This is a genomic window from Streptomyces sp. NPDC001270, from assembly GCF_042896695.1.
Classification (GTDB): domain Bacteria; phylum Actinomycetota; class Actinomycetes; order Streptomycetales; family Streptomycetaceae; genus Streptomyces.
This window is the reverse complement of the sequence record NZ_JBIAXM010000029.1, coordinates 1-16,186: the sequence shown is the minus strand read 5'-3', so window position 1 is coordinate 16,186 and position 16,186 is coordinate 1. Positions and strand designations below refer to the sequence as shown.

The window sequence follows — 16,186 nt, the reverse complement described above, 5'->3', positions numbered from 1 at the left end:
TCTTCACAGGAGTCGCGCCCGTGTCTGCATCATCGAGGACCTTCCCCGGCCCCAACAAGATGAAACAGTACCAGATAGATGAACGCGGGTTGATGAACAGATTCGGCTACCCCCTGGGGGAGGTTGGGCCGTGTCGGCGCAGGTTCAGCTAGGCATCTTTGATGAACAACAATCTGAGGTTGACTCTGTCGGGGATCTTGGTTGCGCTGTGAGGCGCTGTGGTTCGAGTGGAGGTGAAAGACCATCACCTCTGGCCTGTCGCAGCAGGTCGGTGTAGCTGAGGGCAGCCTGATCCGGGTGGTGCCGGGGAGGGCGGGAGCGGCCCTGACAAAGCCGGGACGTACCAGTACTGCCAGATGGTGCGGGTTCGGCGAGCGAGACGAAGAGGAGTACGCGAGGAACCGGCGTTACTACGTCCTTCAACCCCGACACCGGCTCGAACCTGGCGGATCTGGGCCGGGGCGCGGTGCATCTCGTCGTCCGAAGGGGCAGCGAGAACTTCCACGACCGTATTCAAGAGCGGGCGTGGGAGGCCGCGAGGAAAGCCTGCGGCGTACTCGTGGCGAGGCCGCTGGGACATAGTCGGGCTCCTACTTCGACAAACGAACCACAGCGAGGTCTTCTCGGCAACGTATCGGTTGCGGTGCGTGATGACGCGGCGGATGGCTGGATGGTGACCTGGCGTCAGGCAGAGGTGAAGCCCCTGGTAAGAACGGGTCTGCCAAGATCACGTTCGGTACAACCAGGGGCTTCACGTGTCGTCCAGTATCACCTGCACCGCTGTGCTCGATGTCCGCAGGGAGACCGCCGAGCATCTCGCGAAGCTGCTGCGCGAACACCGCGAACGGCTCAGAACCCGCAAGGGCGCCCGCGCGTTGGGGGTCTTCAGGCAGGCGGTGCTCGTGCTGCGCTGGTTCGTCGACGGCACACGCCTCGTCCAGCTTGCGCGGGACAGCGGTATCGCAGTGCCGACCGCCTACCGCTACCTGCACGAGGGCCTGACCGTGCTCGCGGACCACGCGCCGGACCTGTCCACCGCGCTGGAACGCGCGGCGGCGGCCGGATACAGCCACCTCAGCCTGGACGGCACCGTGATCCGCACCGACCGCGTGGCCGCCGCCGGCCCCAACGGCGCGGACCCCTGGTGGTCCGGAAAACACCACCATCACGGCGGGAACGTGCAGGTCATCTCCGCCCCGGACGGCTGGCCGCTGTGGGTGTCCCCGGTCCGCCCAGGACGCGAGCACGACACCACCTGCGTCCGCGCTCATGGCCTCGTCGACGCCTTGAACCGGCTCGCCGCCACCTTGGGCATCCCCACCCTGACCGACCTCGGCTACGAGAACATCGGCGGGATTCCGCCACCCCGTCAAGAAGCCCAAAGGCGGCGAACTCACCAAACGAGAACGGACATTCAACGCGGTGATCCGCGGTGTGCACGGCATCGCGGAGCGTGCGAACGCCCTGCTGAAAGTCACCTTCAAGGCCCTGCGCAGGGTCAGCCTTGACCCGACACGAGGACGCCTTCGCCGCCTCGGCGGGTCTGTTCACCGCGACGTGTGCCGAATTGGCGGCCCCGCAGGCGGCGGTGATGACGCACGCGCAGTTGGAGGACCTGCTGGGGGCGAGGATGCGCGAGGTCACCCGGCAGTTGTTCCAGGACCACCTGACGCTGCGGGCCGGCAACGAGGCGCGTCGGCAGGAGGTCGTGGACGCCGCCGGTGTCCTACGCTCCCGGATCGAGCGGGGCCGCAACCGGATGCTGGCCACAGTGTTCGGCAGGGTCACCGTGGTCCGGATCGCCTACCGCGGCACCGGTGTGGCGGACCCGCAACCGGCCGACGCGGTGCTGAACCTGCCGGACGGAATGCACTCGCACGGGCTGGCCAGACTCGCCGCGATCGAGTCCGCCCGCGGCAGCTTCGCCGACGCCTGCGAACGGATCAACACCGTCACCGGCTCGGGTATTGGGCACCGGCAGGTCCAGGAACTCGCCGTCAGCGCCGCAGCGGACATCGACGCGTTCTACGACGCCCTCGTGCCCGCTCCCTGCACGGACATCACGCCACTGATCCTGTCGGTCGACGGCAAGGGCGTGGTGATAAGACCCGAAGCGCTGCGCGAGGAGCGGGCGCCGTACGCGCAGCGCGGGTGTGGCACGCCCTAGGTGCCCGCGTGCGAGTGGTGTCGACAGGTGGGATCCGCGCTGTGGTGGCCGGAGTGTGCCGCGGCGATGACGTCGAGATCTCCCGTGTGGCTGGCGCGGTCGCCAGGGGCCGGCTGGAGGAGATCACCAGCATGGGCGGCTCGTACTGGATGGTCGTCCACGACGCCGTTCGGCGTCGGACGGTCGTGGCGGGCGACCTCGCTGAGCAGCGTGGCGTGTTCACCGCGGCGACAGGCCGGGGCCCGGTGTGGGCGACGGACGCCGCGCTGCTCGCGGCGCAGTTGGGCCGGGGACCGGACCTGGAGCTGCTGGCGGCCCGGATCACAGTGGGGACGGCTGAGCACTGGCCCCGCCGGTCCGTATGGACGAGTATCGAGCGGGTGCCGGGCGGACACGCCCTGGTCCTGGAGGACGGCGCGGCCCGGACCGTCGACGTCCGGCCCCGGCCGGATGACCGGACCCTGGAAGAAGGCGCCGGTGAGGTTGGAGCAGCGCTGTGGGCTGCCTCGCAGGGCTATGCCCGCGCAGCGGGGCCGCGGGTGGGTGCGGACCTGTCCGGCGGCCTGGACTCCTCCACGGTCGTCATCGCGGCCGCGGAGGTGTGCGAGATCCTGGCCGTCACCTACGGAGGTCCGCTCGCGGACGGTGAGGACACCCAGGTGGCGCGGCGGGTCGCCGAGTACGTGGGCGCCGAGCATCACGTCAGCTCCGGTGGCAGCACGACTGCACACTTCTCGCGCTGGCCGCAGAGCGTTCCCGCTCTCGCCGGTCCTGCCGGTGTCGTCGTACCCGCTGGATGCCGACTACCTGCCACCAGCGCGTGGGGAATCTGCCCTTCACCTGACCGGCCACGGCGGCGATGTGGTGCTGGAATCGTCGACGGCCGCGTGGGCCGCGCTCATCCAGGACGGGCAGACACGACGGGCGAAGGCAGCCGTGACCGCCCTGGCCCGCCGGGGCAACACAGCGCCTGGCCCACTGTGGCGGGCAGTGAAGGACGCCGCACGAGGACGCCCGCATGTCCTCTCCCGGCGGCGGAAGCCGTCGGGGCCGGGCACCTGCTCGGCGACGGACTCAGGGCGTGGACGTGGTGTCAGATCGGCGCCGCTGCGCAGTGGCTCACTGCGCACGGGCGGCAGACGGTATCGGCGATGCTCGATGAGTCCGGGCAGGCGGCCGGCGACGTCAACGCCGGAGAGTGGGACGACTGGGCCGCGCTGCGCTACAACGGCTCCGCGATGCGCGACAGCATGCCACTGTTCGCCAAGCACGGCGTCAACGAGGTGAGTCCCTTCCTGGACAACGAGGTCGTCCGTGCGTGCCCGCGGATCCGGGCGGGAAAGCAGCGCCGGCCGGGCATCTACAAGCCGCTCCTCGCACTGGCGCGCCCGGACCTCCCGGCCTGGCTGACGGGCCGCCAGTCCAAGGGCCACTTCACGCCGCTGCTCTACGCGGGCCTGCGCTCCAGCCTCCCGGAGCTGCACCAGGTCATCGACACGAGCGCGCTGGTGGAGTACGGGATGCTCGACCCCGCGGCGGTGCACACGGCGCTGGACGCCGCGGCGGCGGGCATCGGCCGGCCACCGCTGCCCGCGCTGGAGAACTTCCTCGTCTCGTCCTGGTGGCTGGCCCACATGATGGCCCCGCTGACTGCCGCAGGGGGTGCACGGTGATGTGGATACCCACCGGCGTTCACCGGGCCAGCCTCGGCGACGGAGCCGTCGCCGTGCTGCACGTCCGCACCGGCACGTGGCAGTGGATGAACACCGCCACAGAGCGGATCTGGTTGGCGGCGTTGGCCGGTACCGTGCCTGAGCTGGTCACGGAGATGCAGACCGAGGGGATACCTGGTGACGTCGAGGCGATCGTCACCGGCACGGTCGAGAGCCTGAAGCAGGCTGGACTGCTCACCGAGTCGGGGCGTGGGTCGGCGATGCTGCCGTCGCCCATGCCCGCGGTGACCGCCGTGGCGGAGCCCTGTGCTGAGCCGGGATGGGCGGTGCGCGTGCTGGCCCGTGTCGGGCTGGGAAGAACGAGTCCGAGGTGACCGTCGACATCGTCCACGGTGATACGCAGGGCCATTTAGTTACATGGACACCTTGCCTCTCGTTGAGGGTCAGGGGCGGCCTTCCGAGCCGTTGCACGCGAGAGTGGCGGAGGCGTCCATGCGGGTACGAGAAGGCCAGGAAAACGGGTCACACCGTGTCGAGTTGCTCGACGAGAGCGGCGAGCCGATCGAGGTGGTCTCCGGTTTCCTACGGTTCCTCGCAGCCCGGGACTGCTCGCCGAACACGCTGGTGTCCTACACCGGCATCTGTGGCTCTTCTTCGCTGGTAGCGGTCTGAGCTGGGAACACTTCGGTCCGCCGGACTCGATCGCGCTGCTGGAGTATCTGCGCTCGGCGCCGTCCCGACGCCCTCGGCGTCGGATGACCCTGTCGGTTGTGACCCTGGATGCGGACGGACCGGCCACCAAACTCGCGGCGAGCACGGTGAACCGGATTCTGGCGGCGGTGTCCTCGTTCTACGAGTACGCGATCCTGTCCGGGCTGCTGGACAGGGCAAATCCGCTGGAGAAGCGGCCGGACCCGGCGCTCGCGCGAGTCTCCGAGAGGCACCGCCCGTTCATGGGCCGGGCCAGCCGACAGCGCCCGGTCCGCCGGGCCGTGCGCGTCAAGACCGTACAGCGGGTGCCGCGACCGCTCTCTGACGACCAGGTCCAGGCCCTGCTGGCACAGCTTCGCGGCCTGCGCGACAAGGCGATCGTCCTGCTGATGCTCCACGGCGGCCTGCGACCAGGCGAGGTTCTCGGCCTGCACCTGGACGACCTGGCCTACGGCAGGCGGCGGGTGGTGGTCCGTCACCGTGACGACCATCGAGGCCGACAGCCGGCTGGTGTTCCTGATCGGCGGCCGCGGCACCCGGCGCCTGGAGGCGCTGAGCTACGACGGGCTGGTGCGAATGTTCTCCCGCGCCTGCACCCGCGCCAAGATTCGCGAGCCGTGGGTGACCCCGCACGCTCTACGGCACACTCACGCGACCAGCATGTGGGAGGGAGGCATGCGGGAACTGACGCTGCAGAAGCGACTGGGCCATGCATCTCCGGAGTCGACACGCATCTACACCCGGGTCTCCGATCCGGCCGTCGTCGCCGACTATCACCAAGCGCTCGACCAGCTGGGCCGCGGCGGAGCCGAGAAGTGAGGGCCGGACCGGTCTCCACCGCGGCAGCACTCGCGGTGGCACCACCACGGTCCTGGCGGCCCGCCCGGCACTGCCCCGAGGCCGAGTACCTCGCGTTCTTGAACGGACAGGACATCCATCCGGGCTACCGCGGCTCCAAGCTGCGACGCTACCGGGCGTTCATGGACGCATGGCCGAGCATGACCGATTGGTTTGCCGCACCGTTGGTGGAACGGGTCGGCCGTCTGCCCGGCGAACCGCACACGGCGCCTTCCTTTCCCATCTCATTCTATGCCCGCCCCTATCTGCTGTTTCTCGCGCTGCGCGGGTACATCGCGTTCGACTACCCATGGATGCTCGGCGCCGGGCAGCTCCGGGTGGTGGACCCGGCCGCCGAGATGGGGATCGACCTGGGCACGGCCGCACTGATCGAGGAGGCCATCGCGCTCGGCTATGCCGCGGGCTCGGCCAGGCAGGCGATGAACTGGACGGTCAGCCGGATCGCCCTGCACACGGGCCTGTCGCGGGCGGAGGACATCACTGAGGAGCACATCGCCGGAGCGCTCGAAGCTGTCCGGCTGTTCAGCGAACGTGAGGATCTGCGCCGCTTCTACCCGTCGGTGCAGAACTACCGGGGCAACGCCTCCAAGCAGTGGGTGACCCACCTGCACCAGTTGCAGGTCGTGCTGTTCCATCGGGGTCAAGTGGCCACTCAGCCACGCAAGTTGATGCCGTCGTGGAAGCCGCCGATGGAGCTGCCGCCGCGGATGCTCGCCACGGCGTAGAAGTGGCTGGCGGCCCGCAAGCTGACTGACGCCCCGTCGACGGTGGACAAGCTGGAACTCGCGGTGCGAGTGTTCGGCAACTGGCTCGGTGAGAACCACCTCGAGATCACCACCTTCGCCGACGTCACAAGGGATCACTGCCTCGGCTGGATCGGTCACATCGCCGAGGCTCCGACGGAGAGGACCGGCAAGCCGCTCGGCGTGATGTCGCGGATCCAGCGGATCTCCGGGCTCTCCCAGTTCTTCCGGGACACCGCGATCTGGCAGTACGCCGACGTGCCCGGCTACACCCTTATCGGCGCGGGCGACGCACCCAAGTTCCCCCAAAAGGTGCCCCGGTTCATCCCCGACCACGAACTCGACAAGCTCATGCCAGTCATCGACGCGATCGCCTGCCCGTTCCAACGCGCTGCCCTGCTGGTGGCCTGCTGGTCCGGGGCCCGCCGCACGGAGATCCAGCGCCTCCCGGTCGACTGCCTGGACCGCTACCCCGACGGCACCCCACGGCTGCGGCTCTCTGGCCGCAAGACCTACAAAGAGCGGGTCGTGCCGCTGCACGAGGACGCCGCCGAGGCCCTGCAAAAGGTCATCGACCTGCGCAGACACGCGCCCGAGAGACCCTTCACCGACGAGCGCACCGGCGAGGAAATCCGCTACCTGTTCATGAGCCACGGCAAGCTGCTGTCGACCTACTACCTGTTCGAGACCTCGATCCAGGACGCCTGCAAAGCTGTCGGCCTGGTCCGCCCCGGTGGCCGCGACGGCGCCGGCCGCGGCACCGTCTCAGCCCACCGATTCCGTCACACCGTCGGCACCCAGCTCGCCGAACGCGGCGCGAAGCTGCACACCATCATGAAGGTGCTCGGGCACACCTCCGTGAGCATGGCACTCGTCTACGCACAGGTCAGCGACCAGGAAGTACTGCGCGACTACCGGGCCGTCCTCGGACCCGGAGCAACGATCGCAGGGCCCGCCGCCGCAGAACTCAGAACCGGCGCTCTGCCGGACACCTCAATCGACTGGCTCAAGACGAACTTCTTCAAAACGGAGCTTGAACTCGGCCGGTGCCTGCGCCTTCCTGCCGAAGGCCCATGCGAGTGCGACCTTTACCTGACCTGCGCCAAGTTCGTCACCACACCTGAGTACGCCCCACGGTTGCGGGCTCGACGTGAAGTCGAGCAGACCCTCGCTCGCGATGCTGCCGAACGCGGCTGGGACCGCGAGGTGGAACGGCACCGCTGCACCAGCGACCGCATCGACAAGCTTCTGGCGGACCTTGGGCAACCCGCCCATCCCGACGAGAAAGCTGAAGTCTCCAGTGCGTGATCACTCCCCAGCGGGGCTACCGGACTGGTCCTCGCTCATCGACGAGCACTGTGGGCGGAGACAAGAACACATCGGCTCCCACTGGGCCGTAAGCGATGTTGAACGTGTCAAGCCAGTACGACCAGCCCCGCACTCCCGCCGCGCTGCTGAAACGGTAGTTGAGCTGCCAGCGGACCCACTGACCGGGGACAAGACGCACAGCCGGGGGCCGTCGTGGCCGAGGCGGTATGGCAAACAGGGGCTGGACCCGGGGAAGGACACGCAACCGACCGTCGTCTTCCCGGAGCTGGACGTCGACCTTCCGCAGGTCTTCCTGGCCGTCATGGGGAGCGAAGCCGTCTCGCTCATGCACGCGAACTACATGCGCGACCGAAGGCGACATATGCGGGACACGAAAGCCGACCGGGACCGCGTTCCGGCGAGCGGCAGCCTCTCCTCCCCGGGACTCCTTCGTCCAGGACGTCCGTATCCACTGAACGGTGACATCCAAGACGCTTCCCCCCGCTACCTCATCGACAGCTTCACCCTACCGGAGGAAGATCAACTTGAACTGTCCACATAAAGAACCTGCCTGTCTTCGGGCTCGCGCACCTGCTCGGCGTCGAGCTGCTGCCCAGGATCAGGAACTGGAAGGACCTGACCTTCTACCGGCCCTCCGCGACGGTGAAGTACAAGCACATCGACCCGCTGTTCGGCGACCCTGAGAAGGACGTCATCAACTGGCGGCTGATCGAGAACCACTGGCAGGACCTCATGCGCGTGGTCCGCTCGATCCGCGAGGGCCGGCTCTCCTCGGCCGCGCTGCTGCGGCGGCTGGGCAACGAGTCCCGCCGCAACCGCATCTACCAGGCGTACCGCGAGCTGGGGCGCGTGATGAGGACCATCGTGCTCCTTCGTTACCTGTCGGAGCCCGAGCTGCGCGATTCGATCCAGTCCATGACGAACAAGACCGAAGCGTTCCACAAGTTCAGCAACTGGCTGATGTTCGCCTCCGACCTGCTGGCCGACAACGACCCGGAGGACCAGGAGAAGATCATCAAGTTCAGCGAGCTGCTGGCGAACTGTCTTATTTTTCATACCGCGGTGGACATCACGAAGGTGGTCAACGACCTCATCGAGGAGGGCTGGGAGATCGATCCGGTCGACCTGGCCACCATCACCCCGTACATCACTAGCAAGATCCGGCGCTTCGGCACGTGGCACCTGGATATGGAGCCCCCGGACGGGCAGGCGGTCGGGCAGCTACGGCTGGCCGCCTGAACGGGGGCTATGCCGTGAGGTCGAGGAAGTGGGCGACGGGGCGGGCCTTGCGGTGAGCGGCGAACTGCCCGCGCAGGTCGGCCAGGGTGCTGGTGCCGCGAGCCGAGTCGGTCGCCGACCATGGCGATCAGGTCTTGCAGGGAGCGGCCGTAGCGGTCGAGGGCGGGCACCACCAGGGTGTCGCCACGCCCTCCAGCTCCTGGAGGACGCCGAAGCGGCAATCGATTCCGGGGAGCGGGAGGACGTCGTCTTGGCTCTGGTCAACTCGATCGGTGGACTCACCGTCCAGCTGCGAGACCTGGTCTTGGACGAGGTCGTGGCGTCCAGCCCCGCGCCGGATCGATGGCCGACGTAGGACCCAGCTGGTCTCCTGCCCGGAGCCGGCTGGGTGGTCAGCCCGGTGTGGGGCGTGTGCGGCGTGTGGTGTGCGCGGGCCCCTCCGCTGCGGTGTACCAGAGCAGGGAGGCGCACAGGAAGGCCGCTGCCGCGTAGACCAGCGATTGTGTGACGGAGTCATTTCGTGCGCCGGCGACGAGCGCGCCGGCCGCTGACAGTGCCAGGGCGATGGCCGGCAGTGCACGAGGGCGCAGCGTGATGCCTGGCGCGGTGGTGGGGGGCAGCAGCCGCTCCGCGAGGCTGTAGCAGGCGCAGGCCAGCAGCGTGGCCCCCAGTACGTCGCTGGGACGGTGGTGGTGGATGGCCTGGACGGCGGCGGCGCTGACAGCGAGCCACAGCATGCCGGCCGTGGTGACGTAGGGGCGAATGCGGGGGGAAGCGATGAGGATGGCGCCGAGAGCCAGCCCGGCGGCGACGGCCACGTGCCCGCTGGGGAGGCTCCCCTCGGTGAACCAGACAGGCGCGTGTATCAGGTCGGGGCGGGGCAAGATCCTCTTGAGTACCTCCGTGCCCCCGAACGTGACCGCGGCGACCCCGATCGCCGCGCAGCCTTGCCACCAGCACCGCCGCACCAGGGTCACGGCCACGATGACGGCCACGCCCGCAACCAGGGTGGGCATGGCGGTGTCGCCCAGCGGCGGCAGGGCCGACGACTTGTAAGCCGCCCCCGACCAGTCGTAGATCCACGCCGGTCTGGCACTGAACCCTTTGAGCACGGCGTTCTCCGCCCGCTGCCCGAACGGGGTGCAGACAGCGATCAGGTAGACCGCCAGGAGCCCCAAGAGGTACAGCGGAGCTGAGACCCGAGGTCGTATCGTCCGCGAGAGGCTGGGTTCGGCCGTGATTCCCGGGACCTGGCCGGGGGTGTCCGGCTGTATGGACAGGGTCGAGGGATCTTGCTCAGTCATCGCTCTCTCTGTTCCTCGTGGGGCAGTAAGGTCGCGCGCCTCTTCTGGCACGGGGTGGGCCGACAGGCTCAGCCGGCGCACCGGGGATCTGCTCCTAATCGAGGAGCGCCCGGCTCTGTCGGCGCTGGGCGGCGATCGCCAGGACCGGGAGGGGTGCGATCAGGAGGAGAAGGACGACCAGGTCCGGCAGGGACTGCATGAACGCGTTCGGCTGGATGACGATCGCCTGTGTGCGGATGAACGCGACCGCTGCGACGGGGATCAGCCACCGGTAGTCCCCGGTGGCGGCCGTCGCCACCCACGCGGCGATCAGCGCGGCGACTTCGAGGGCGAACAGGCCGCGTTGGAAGGCCGGGCTGATGGAGATGATGTGCAGGCCCCCGGCCACGAACATGGCGAGCACGATGGGCACCAGCCAGCGGTACGAGTGGCGCCGCAGCCGGCCAGGACGGCAGACCGCCAGCACGGCGCACGCGGTGCACAGGGTCCCCGACAGCACCAGGTCACGGGCCGTTATCGGGGCGCCCAGCCCGTAGTAGCCCAGGCCCGCCTTGCCCTCGTCGCCGAAGAACGTATTGCTGTTGAACGTGGCACCGACGTAGATCATCGCTGCTGCGGCCGGCAGCGCGATCCACGGCTTACCGCGCAGCAGGGCGATCAGGCAGACCAACGGAAGCAGCCCGTAGGGCAGGAGGCGTGTCCGCGTGGGCCCTCCTGCCCACGGGTACCAGCCCGAGAAGTGGAAGGCGATGGCATGCCGGCCGGGATCGATGTGCAGTGCCCAGTGCCACACATCCTGCAGGTACGGCACCAGTGCCAGCGCGGCGAGGACGAGAGCGGTCAGATGGATGCCGTCCAGCCACCACGGCCGGGCCGTGTCGTCGACGACGGCACGGGCGCGGGCCTGCACCCCGGCACGCACCAAGGCGACAACTTCCCGCGGCGGGGGCCAGGAGCGGCCGGGATACGCCTCGGACAGGCAGGTCAGCAACTCCTCTCCCTGCCGGGAACGGTAGGGCTCGGGATAGGCCGCAAGCAGCAAACGGTTCATGCCGGGGCCGCCCCGACATCCCGCGAGCGTCCGATGACGACGGCCGCCGCCTGCTGCATCCGCAGTGCCTCCCGGCCGAGCGTCGCGGTGCCGTCCTCGGTGAGCCGGTAGTAGCGCCGCGCCCGCCCGTCCACGATCTCCTCATGGCCTGCGGCCACCAGCCCGGCCCGCTCCATCCGCTCCAGCGCGCCATAGAGAGTGCCGACAGCGATCCGGAGCCGCCCGTCGGTGGCCTGCTCGGCGGCCTTGATAATGCCGTAACCGTGCAACGGTCCGTCCATGAGCGCAGCAAGGATGAAGTATTGCGGTTCCGTCAAGGACGGGTTCTGCCGTGTCATGAGCCGAGCATATATCGATCTGCGATATATATCTGTCGGCCCTGGGTGATTACCCGCAGCGCCTCCACGCCCACGGCGAACGTCACCCTCTCCCGACCGGCGGGCGCGGCGGCGGTCTCCTCGACGGACCCGCGCGGCGTTGGCGGATGCTCGCCGCGGCCTGGGGGCCGAGCGAAACGTCATTTCCGCCGTTGAGGAGCGACCAGGCCGGTGCAGCCCAGGGCGATGGACTGAACCGCCCCGGGTTTGATGGAGACATCGAAGACCCGGAAGGATCCTGTTCATGGCTGCTCCTCGTAAGTACCCCGATGAACTCCGCGAGCGCGCGACGAGGCTGGCTGTGGAGGCCCGCAAGGACCCTGCCGCACGTGCTGGCGCGATCAGGCGTATCGCCGATCAGCTCGATGTGCATCCCGAGGCACTGCGGACCTGGGTCAAGCGTGCCGAGACGGACGAGGGGCTGCGCGAGGGGACCACGAGCCAGGACGCGGCCCGTATCGCCGAGCTGGAACGCGAGGTGAAGGAGCTGCGTCGTGCCAACGCGATCCTGAAGTCGGCGTCGGTTCTCTTCGCGGCGGAGCTGGACCGTCCACAGCGATGAAGGTCGCCTACATCGACCGGTACAAGGAGGAGTTCGGCGTCCAGCCGATCTGCGACGCCTTGCGGGGCACCGACGCCGAGATCGCACCGAGCACCTACTACGCCGCCCACGCCCGTCCGGAAGCGGCCCGCGCCACCCGCGACCGGGACCTCACGGAGGAGATCGCCCAGATCCACGCCGACAACTACGGTGTCTACGGCGCCCGCAAGGTGCACGCCGCGCTCCTGCGGCGCGGGTGGACGGTGGCCCGCTGCACCGTGGAACGCCTCATGCGCGCCGCCGGCCTGCGCGGGGTGATCCGCGCGAAGAGCCCGCGTTCCACCCGGCCCGCCCCTGAGACCTCACGGCCCGCCGACCTGGTCGAGCGCCAGTTCACCGCCCACACGCCGAACCAGCTGTGGGTCGCTGACATCACCTACATCCGCACCTTCTCCGGCTGGGTCTACGCCGCCTTCGTCATCGACGTCTTCTCCCGCATGGTCGTCGGCCGGCAGGTCTCCGCGTCTCTGTACACCGACCTCGCCCTGGACGCTCTGGAGATGGCCATATGGAAGCGCCGCCACACCGGCGGCAACCTGACCGTTGAGTCTGCCCAGGCCCGATGGCGTGCGATCACCGGTGCTCACCTGGTGCCGCTCGTCCGGGCGGGGGCCCGTTTCGAGAAGGGTGTACTGGTTGAGCGGCCGGAGGCCGCGTAGCCGGGCCGGCTGGTCAGCCGGCGAGACCGCCGTTGCTCTTGAGGAGCTGGCCGTTGATCCACTGGCCCTGTGGTGAGCATAGGAAGTCCACCCCCTCTCTGTCAAAGTAGGTCGAGTCAGGCATACTGGATGATTCATTGAGTCGAGGGCGGAGAAGGAGTAGTGCCCGGGTGGCCAGCACGAATGACCACGGGACCCCTGATCCGCAGGTGGAAGCCCGTTCGACCGGTCCGCGCCGGTATACCGCGGAGTACAAGACGAGGATCCTCGCGGAGTACGAGTCGTTGGACAAGAAGGGCAAGGGTGCCCTGCTGCGGCGGGAGGGGCTGTACTCGTCGTTGATCACGACGTGGCGGCAGCAGCGGGACAAGGGTGCCCTGGACGCGCTCGCCGCGCCGGCCGGACGGCCGAAGGCGGACCCGCGGGACAGGGAGATCGCGAAGCTGAAGGCGGAGAGGGACCGTCTGGAGGCCGATCTCGCGAAGGCCCGCACGGTCATCGAGGTCCAGGGAAAACTCTCCGCGCTGCTCGACCAGTTCGCCACGGACAGCGCCCCGAACCGGAACGGCGAGAAGGACCAGTGACCGGGGCCCGGTCCGCGGCCGTGACGTTCACTACCGCCCGCGACCAGGCCCTCGAAGAGCTCACCGGGCTGGTCGGACGGGTCCAGGCATGTGCCGCGCTCGGCGTGAGCCGGGCCACCTACTACCGCCACCACCGCCAGAGCCCCGCCCCGGCCGGGCCGCGGCGGGAACGGCGCCGGCACCCCCGCGCGCTCACCCCGGAGGAGGAGATACGGGTCCTCGATGTGCTCCATTTTCCGGAGTTCGCCGACATGGCGCCCGCCGAGATCTACGCGATCCTCCTCGACCGGGGCGTCTACCTGTGCTCGGAGTCGACGATGTACCGGGTCCTGCGACGCCGTGGCGAGGTCCGTGAACGCCGCCGGCAGGCCGTTCATCCGCCCCGGACTGTTCCCGAGCTGGTCGCCGAGGGCCCGAACCGGGTCTGGAGCTGGGACATCACGAAGCTGAAGGGCCCGGTCAAAGGCGTCTACTACTGCCTCTGCACGATCATCGACATCTTCAGCCGCTACACGGTCGGCTGGATGATCGCCGGCCGGGAGAACAAGGACCTCGCCGAGCGGTTCCTGTCCGAGACGATCGCCAAGTACGGCATCGTGCCAGGCCGGTTGACGATCCACTCGGACCGCGGGTCCCCGATGGTCGCGCAGAACGTCGCCCAGATGATGGCCGGTCTCGGCGTCACCAAGTCGCATTCGCGGCCGAAGACGTCGAACGACAACCCGTACAGCGAGAGCCAGTACAAGACCCTGAAATACCGGCACGACTTTCCCGAGCGTTTCGGATCTCTCGAGGACGCCCGGGCGTGGTGCACCCAGTTCTTCACCTGGTACAACGAGGAACACCGGCACTCCGGGATCGGCCTGCACACGCCCTACGACGTGCACTTCGGCCTCGCCGAACAGCTCCGCGAGATGCGTGCCGACGTCCTCCAGGCGGTCTACGCGAAGCACCCCGAACGCTTCGTCCGCAAGCCACCGGAGCCCCCGAAGGTCCCCGCAGCGGCCTGGATCAACAAGCCGGCACCAGACGGCCCACTGATCCCGGCACAGCGTTAGAACGATCTACCTGCCTTGATCGCTTTGACAGGTTCCGACCAGGTGAGCGGTGTCCTGCGGGCTGCCCAGACGTCCCAGCGGTGTCTGGCGCAGTACGTGGTCGCGGATGTCGTCGGACATCCAGCCGGTGTCGATCGGGCCTGGGTTGATCACGTTGGCGGTGATCCCGAGGTGGGCGAGTTCGTGGGCAGCGGCCAGGGTGACGCGGTCGAGTGCGCCCTTGCTCGCCCCGTAGGGCACGTTACCGACGGTGTGGTCACTGGTGAGGGCGATCACGCGGCCGGCCCCCGGAGTCCCGTGGAAGCGATGGCCGAACTCACGGATCAGCAGCCAGGTGGCACGCGCATTGACCGCGAAGTGCCGGTCAAAGCTGTCCAGGGTGGTGTCGAGCAGGCCATTAGCGGGCATCGAGGTGTCCACGGGCTCGACGGGTGGTCGCGCAGCGGGTGCGTAAGCGCTGGTTGCCGGGGTTGCGGAAGCCGTAGGCGTCGCGGGCGATGGTCTTGATGACCCGGTTGGTGCCTTCGGAGCCGGCGTTGGTGATCCCAGTGTGGAGGAACGCAAGGATCTCTGGCCACCATGTCTCGACGGTTGTGGCTAGTGTCCTGCGCCTTAAATTTACCGGTTTTGTATGGTGGGTGCATGGCGCGTATGGGGCGGCCCAGGGCCGAGGTGGTTTTGACTGAGGAGGAGCGGGCGACGCTGGTCCGGTGGTCGCGCCGGGCGAAGTCGTCGCAGGCGTTGGCCGTGCGGTGCCGGATCGTTCTGGCCTGTGCGGATGCGGAGCGGACGAATCTGCAGATCGCGGAGGAGTTGCGGGTGCATCCGGACACCGTGACGAAGTGGCGGCGGCGTTTTGTCGCCAAGCGGCTGGAGGGTCTGGTCGACGAGAAGCGTCCCGGCCGGCCGCCGTCGATCAGCCTGGAGAAGGTCGAAGAGGTCGTGGTGGCAACCCTGGAGGACATGCCGAAGGACGCCACTCACTGGTCCAGGGCTTCGATGGCGAAGAGGTCCGGACTGTCGAAATCGACGATTGGCCGGATCTGGCGGCGCTTCGAACTCAAGCCGCACCAGGCCGAGACGTTCAAGCTCTCCACCGACCCGCTCTTCGTGGAGAAGGTGGTCGATGTCGTCGGGCTCTACCACAACCCGCCGGAGAAGGCGGTTGTTCTCTGTGTCGACGAGAAGTCCCAGGTGCAGGCCCTGGACCGCTCTCAACCGGTACTGCCGATGATGCCCGGCATGCCGGAGCGCCGCACCCACGACTACGTCCGGCATGGCACCACCACCCTGTTCGCCGCGTTCAACATCGCGGACGGGACCGTCATAGGAGCAACGCACCGTCAGCACCGCGCAGTTGAATACCGAAAGTTCCTGAAGCGGATCGACGAGACCGTGCCCGAGGACTTGGACGTCCACGTAGTGTGCGACAACTACGGCACACACAAGACACCCGCCACGCGGGCATGGCTCGACAGGCACCCACGCTTCCACGTGCACTTCACGCCTACCGGCTCCTCATGGATCAACCAGGTCGAGCGCTGGTTCGGCTTCCTGACCGAGCAGAAGATCAGGCGCGGCGTCCACAAGAGTGTCCAAGCCCTGGAGAAAGACCTCCGCGACTGGGTCAAACAGTGGAACGAGGACCCTCGCCCCTTCGTCTGGACGAAGACGGCCGACGAGATCCTCGACTCCCTCGCACGATATTGCCGACGCATTTAAGGCGCAGGACACTAGTAGGGCTTTGTTAGGTCTTGTGGTGGGGTTCGGGTGTGGGCGCGGGTTGGCCGCATATCGAGCAGGCGCCGGTCCAGGTGGCCAGGATCTTCTGT

Annotated in this window: 15 protein-coding genes and 4 pseudogenes; 13 read left to right on the top strand and 6 right to left on the bottom strand. The window is 68.2% G+C overall.

Annotation, left to right across the window (positions count from 1 at the left end):
* Nucleotides 1-755 precede the first annotated feature (755 nt).
* The 8 genes from ACFY2B_RS34935 (at nucleotide 756) to ACFY2B_RS34900 (ending at nucleotide 7,460) form a co-directional block, all read left to right on the top strand.
* A complete protein-coding gene (locus ACFY2B_RS34935) occupies nucleotides 756-1,508 on the top strand; it encodes a transposase family protein (protein ID WP_390767080.1) in 753 nt (250 codons plus the stop codon).
* Nucleotides 1,505-2,167, top strand: coding sequence for a hypothetical protein (locus tag ACFY2B_RS34930; protein ID WP_390767079.1), 663 nt, complete (start codon nucleotides 1,505-1,507; stop codon nucleotides 2,165-2,167). Before ACFY2B_RS34935 ends, ACFY2B_RS34930 begins: the two co-directional genes overlap by 4 nt.
* 86 nt (nucleotides 2,168-2,253) lie before the next feature.
* Nucleotides 2,254-3,840, top strand: a complete 1,587-nt coding sequence (locus ACFY2B_RS34925) for an asparagine synthase-related protein (RefSeq protein WP_390767078.1) — start codon at nucleotides 2,254-2,256, stop codon at nucleotides 3,838-3,840.
* Nucleotides 3,840-4,214 carry a hypothetical protein gene (locus tag ACFY2B_RS34920; protein WP_390767077.1) on the top strand — a complete coding sequence of 125 codons (375 nt, stop codon included), beginning with the start codon at nucleotides 3,840-3,842 and terminating at the stop codon, nucleotides 4,212-4,214. The genes ACFY2B_RS34925 and ACFY2B_RS34920 overlap by 1 nt, the downstream gene beginning before the upstream one ends.
* Nucleotides 4,215-4,332: 118 nt before the next feature.
* Nucleotides 4,333-4,512, top strand: a complete 180-nt coding sequence (locus tag ACFY2B_RS34915; protein ID WP_390767076.1) for a hypothetical protein — start codon at nucleotides 4,333-4,335, stop codon at nucleotides 4,510-4,512.
* A gap of 519 nt (nucleotides 4,513-5,031) precedes the next feature.
* Entirely contained in the window at nucleotides 5,032-5,370 is a 339-nt protein-coding gene (locus ACFY2B_RS34910) for a tyrosine-type recombinase/integrase (protein ID WP_390767075.1), read from the top strand.
* A gap of 98 nt (nucleotides 5,371-5,468) precedes the next feature.
* Nucleotides 5,469-6,134, top strand: coding sequence for a hypothetical protein (locus tag ACFY2B_RS34905; protein WP_390767074.1), 666 nt, complete (start codon nucleotides 5,469-5,471; stop codon nucleotides 6,132-6,134).
* Between the two features lie 42 nt (nucleotides 6,135-6,176).
* Nucleotides 6,177-7,460 carry a tyrosine-type recombinase/integrase gene (locus ACFY2B_RS34900; RefSeq protein ID WP_390767073.1) on the top strand — a complete coding sequence of 428 codons (1,284 nt, stop codon included), beginning with the start codon at nucleotides 6,177-6,179 and terminating at the stop codon, nucleotides 7,458-7,460.
* 16 nt (nucleotides 7,461-7,476) lie between these two features.
* On the opposite strand, the gene ACFY2B_RS34895 is transcribed toward ACFY2B_RS34900, so the two are convergent.
* Nucleotides 7,477-7,950, bottom strand: coding sequence for a hypothetical protein (locus ACFY2B_RS34895; RefSeq protein ID WP_390767072.1), 474 nt, complete (start codon nucleotides 7,948-7,950; stop codon nucleotides 7,477-7,479).
* Nucleotides 7,951-8,018: 68 nt separating this feature from the next.
* Between ACFY2B_RS34895 and ACFY2B_RS34890 the strand changes: the two genes are divergently transcribed.
* Complete coding sequence (locus tag ACFY2B_RS34890) at nucleotides 8,019-8,720, top strand: Tn3 family transposase (RefSeq protein ID WP_390767159.1); 702 nt, start codon at nucleotides 8,019-8,021, stop codon at nucleotides 8,718-8,720.
* A 392-nt stretch (nucleotides 8,721-9,112) separates the two neighbouring features.
* On the opposite strand, the gene ACFY2B_RS34885 is transcribed toward ACFY2B_RS34890, so the two are convergent.
* The 3 genes from ACFY2B_RS34885 to ACFY2B_RS34875 all read right to left on the bottom strand — a co-directional run bounded on the left by ACFY2B_RS34885 (nucleotide 9,113) and on the right by ACFY2B_RS34875 (nucleotide 11,413).
* The gene (locus ACFY2B_RS34885; protein WP_390767071.1) at nucleotides 9,113-9,898 is read right to left on the bottom strand and encodes a prepilin peptidase; all 786 of its coding nucleotides are present in this window, start codon (nucleotides 9,896-9,898) and stop codon (nucleotides 9,113-9,115) included.
* A gap of 220 nt (nucleotides 9,899-10,118) precedes the next feature.
* Complete coding sequence (locus ACFY2B_RS34880) at nucleotides 10,119-11,075, bottom strand: hypothetical protein (protein WP_390767070.1); 957 nt, start codon at nucleotides 11,073-11,075, stop codon at nucleotides 10,119-10,121.
* On the bottom strand, nucleotides 11,072-11,413 hold the full coding sequence (locus ACFY2B_RS34875) for a PadR family transcriptional regulator (protein ID WP_376538354.1): 342 nt from the start codon (nucleotides 11,411-11,413) through the stop codon (nucleotides 11,072-11,074). Before ACFY2B_RS34875 ends, ACFY2B_RS34880 begins: the two co-directional genes overlap by 4 nt.
* Before the next feature lie 283 nt (nucleotides 11,414-11,696).
* Here ACFY2B_RS34875 and ACFY2B_RS34870 point away from each other — a divergent pair, with 283 nt between their 5' ends.
* The 3 genes and pseudogenes from ACFY2B_RS34870 (at nucleotide 11,697) to ACFY2B_RS34860 (ending at nucleotide 14,354) form a co-directional block, all read left to right on the top strand.
* The gene (locus tag ACFY2B_RS34870) at nucleotides 11,697-12,014 is read left to right on the top strand and encodes a transposase (protein ID WP_390767069.1); all 318 of its coding nucleotides are present in this window, start codon (nucleotides 11,697-11,699) and stop codon (nucleotides 12,012-12,014) included.
* Nucleotides 12,011-12,565, top strand: a pseudogene (locus ACFY2B_RS34865) (IS3 family transposase); the annotation flags it as partial. The gene ACFY2B_RS34870 and the pseudogene ACFY2B_RS34865, both read left to right, overlap by 4 nt.
* Before the next feature lie 317 nt (nucleotides 12,566-12,882).
* Nucleotides 12,883-14,354: pseudogene (locus ACFY2B_RS34860) on the top strand (IS3 family transposase).
* 6 nt (nucleotides 14,355-14,360) lie between these two features.
* On the opposite strand, the pseudogene ACFY2B_RS34855 reads toward ACFY2B_RS34860, so the two are convergent.
* Together ACFY2B_RS34855 and ACFY2B_RS34850 are read right to left on the bottom strand one after the other, a co-directional pair.
* Nucleotides 14,361-14,753 (bottom strand): annotated as a pseudogene (locus tag ACFY2B_RS34855) (SDR family oxidoreductase); the annotation flags it as partial.
* Nucleotides 14,752-14,949: pseudogene (locus tag ACFY2B_RS34850) on the bottom strand (transposase); the annotation flags it as partial. The pseudogenes ACFY2B_RS34855 and ACFY2B_RS34850, both read right to left, overlap by 2 nt.
* A 47-nt stretch (nucleotides 14,950-14,996) precedes the next feature.
* Here ACFY2B_RS34850 and ACFY2B_RS34845 point away from each other — a divergent pair.
* Entirely contained in the window at nucleotides 14,997-16,076 is a 1,080-nt protein-coding gene (locus ACFY2B_RS34845; protein WP_390767068.1) for an IS630 family transposase, read from the top strand.
* Nucleotides 16,077-16,186: the final 110 nt, after the last annotated feature.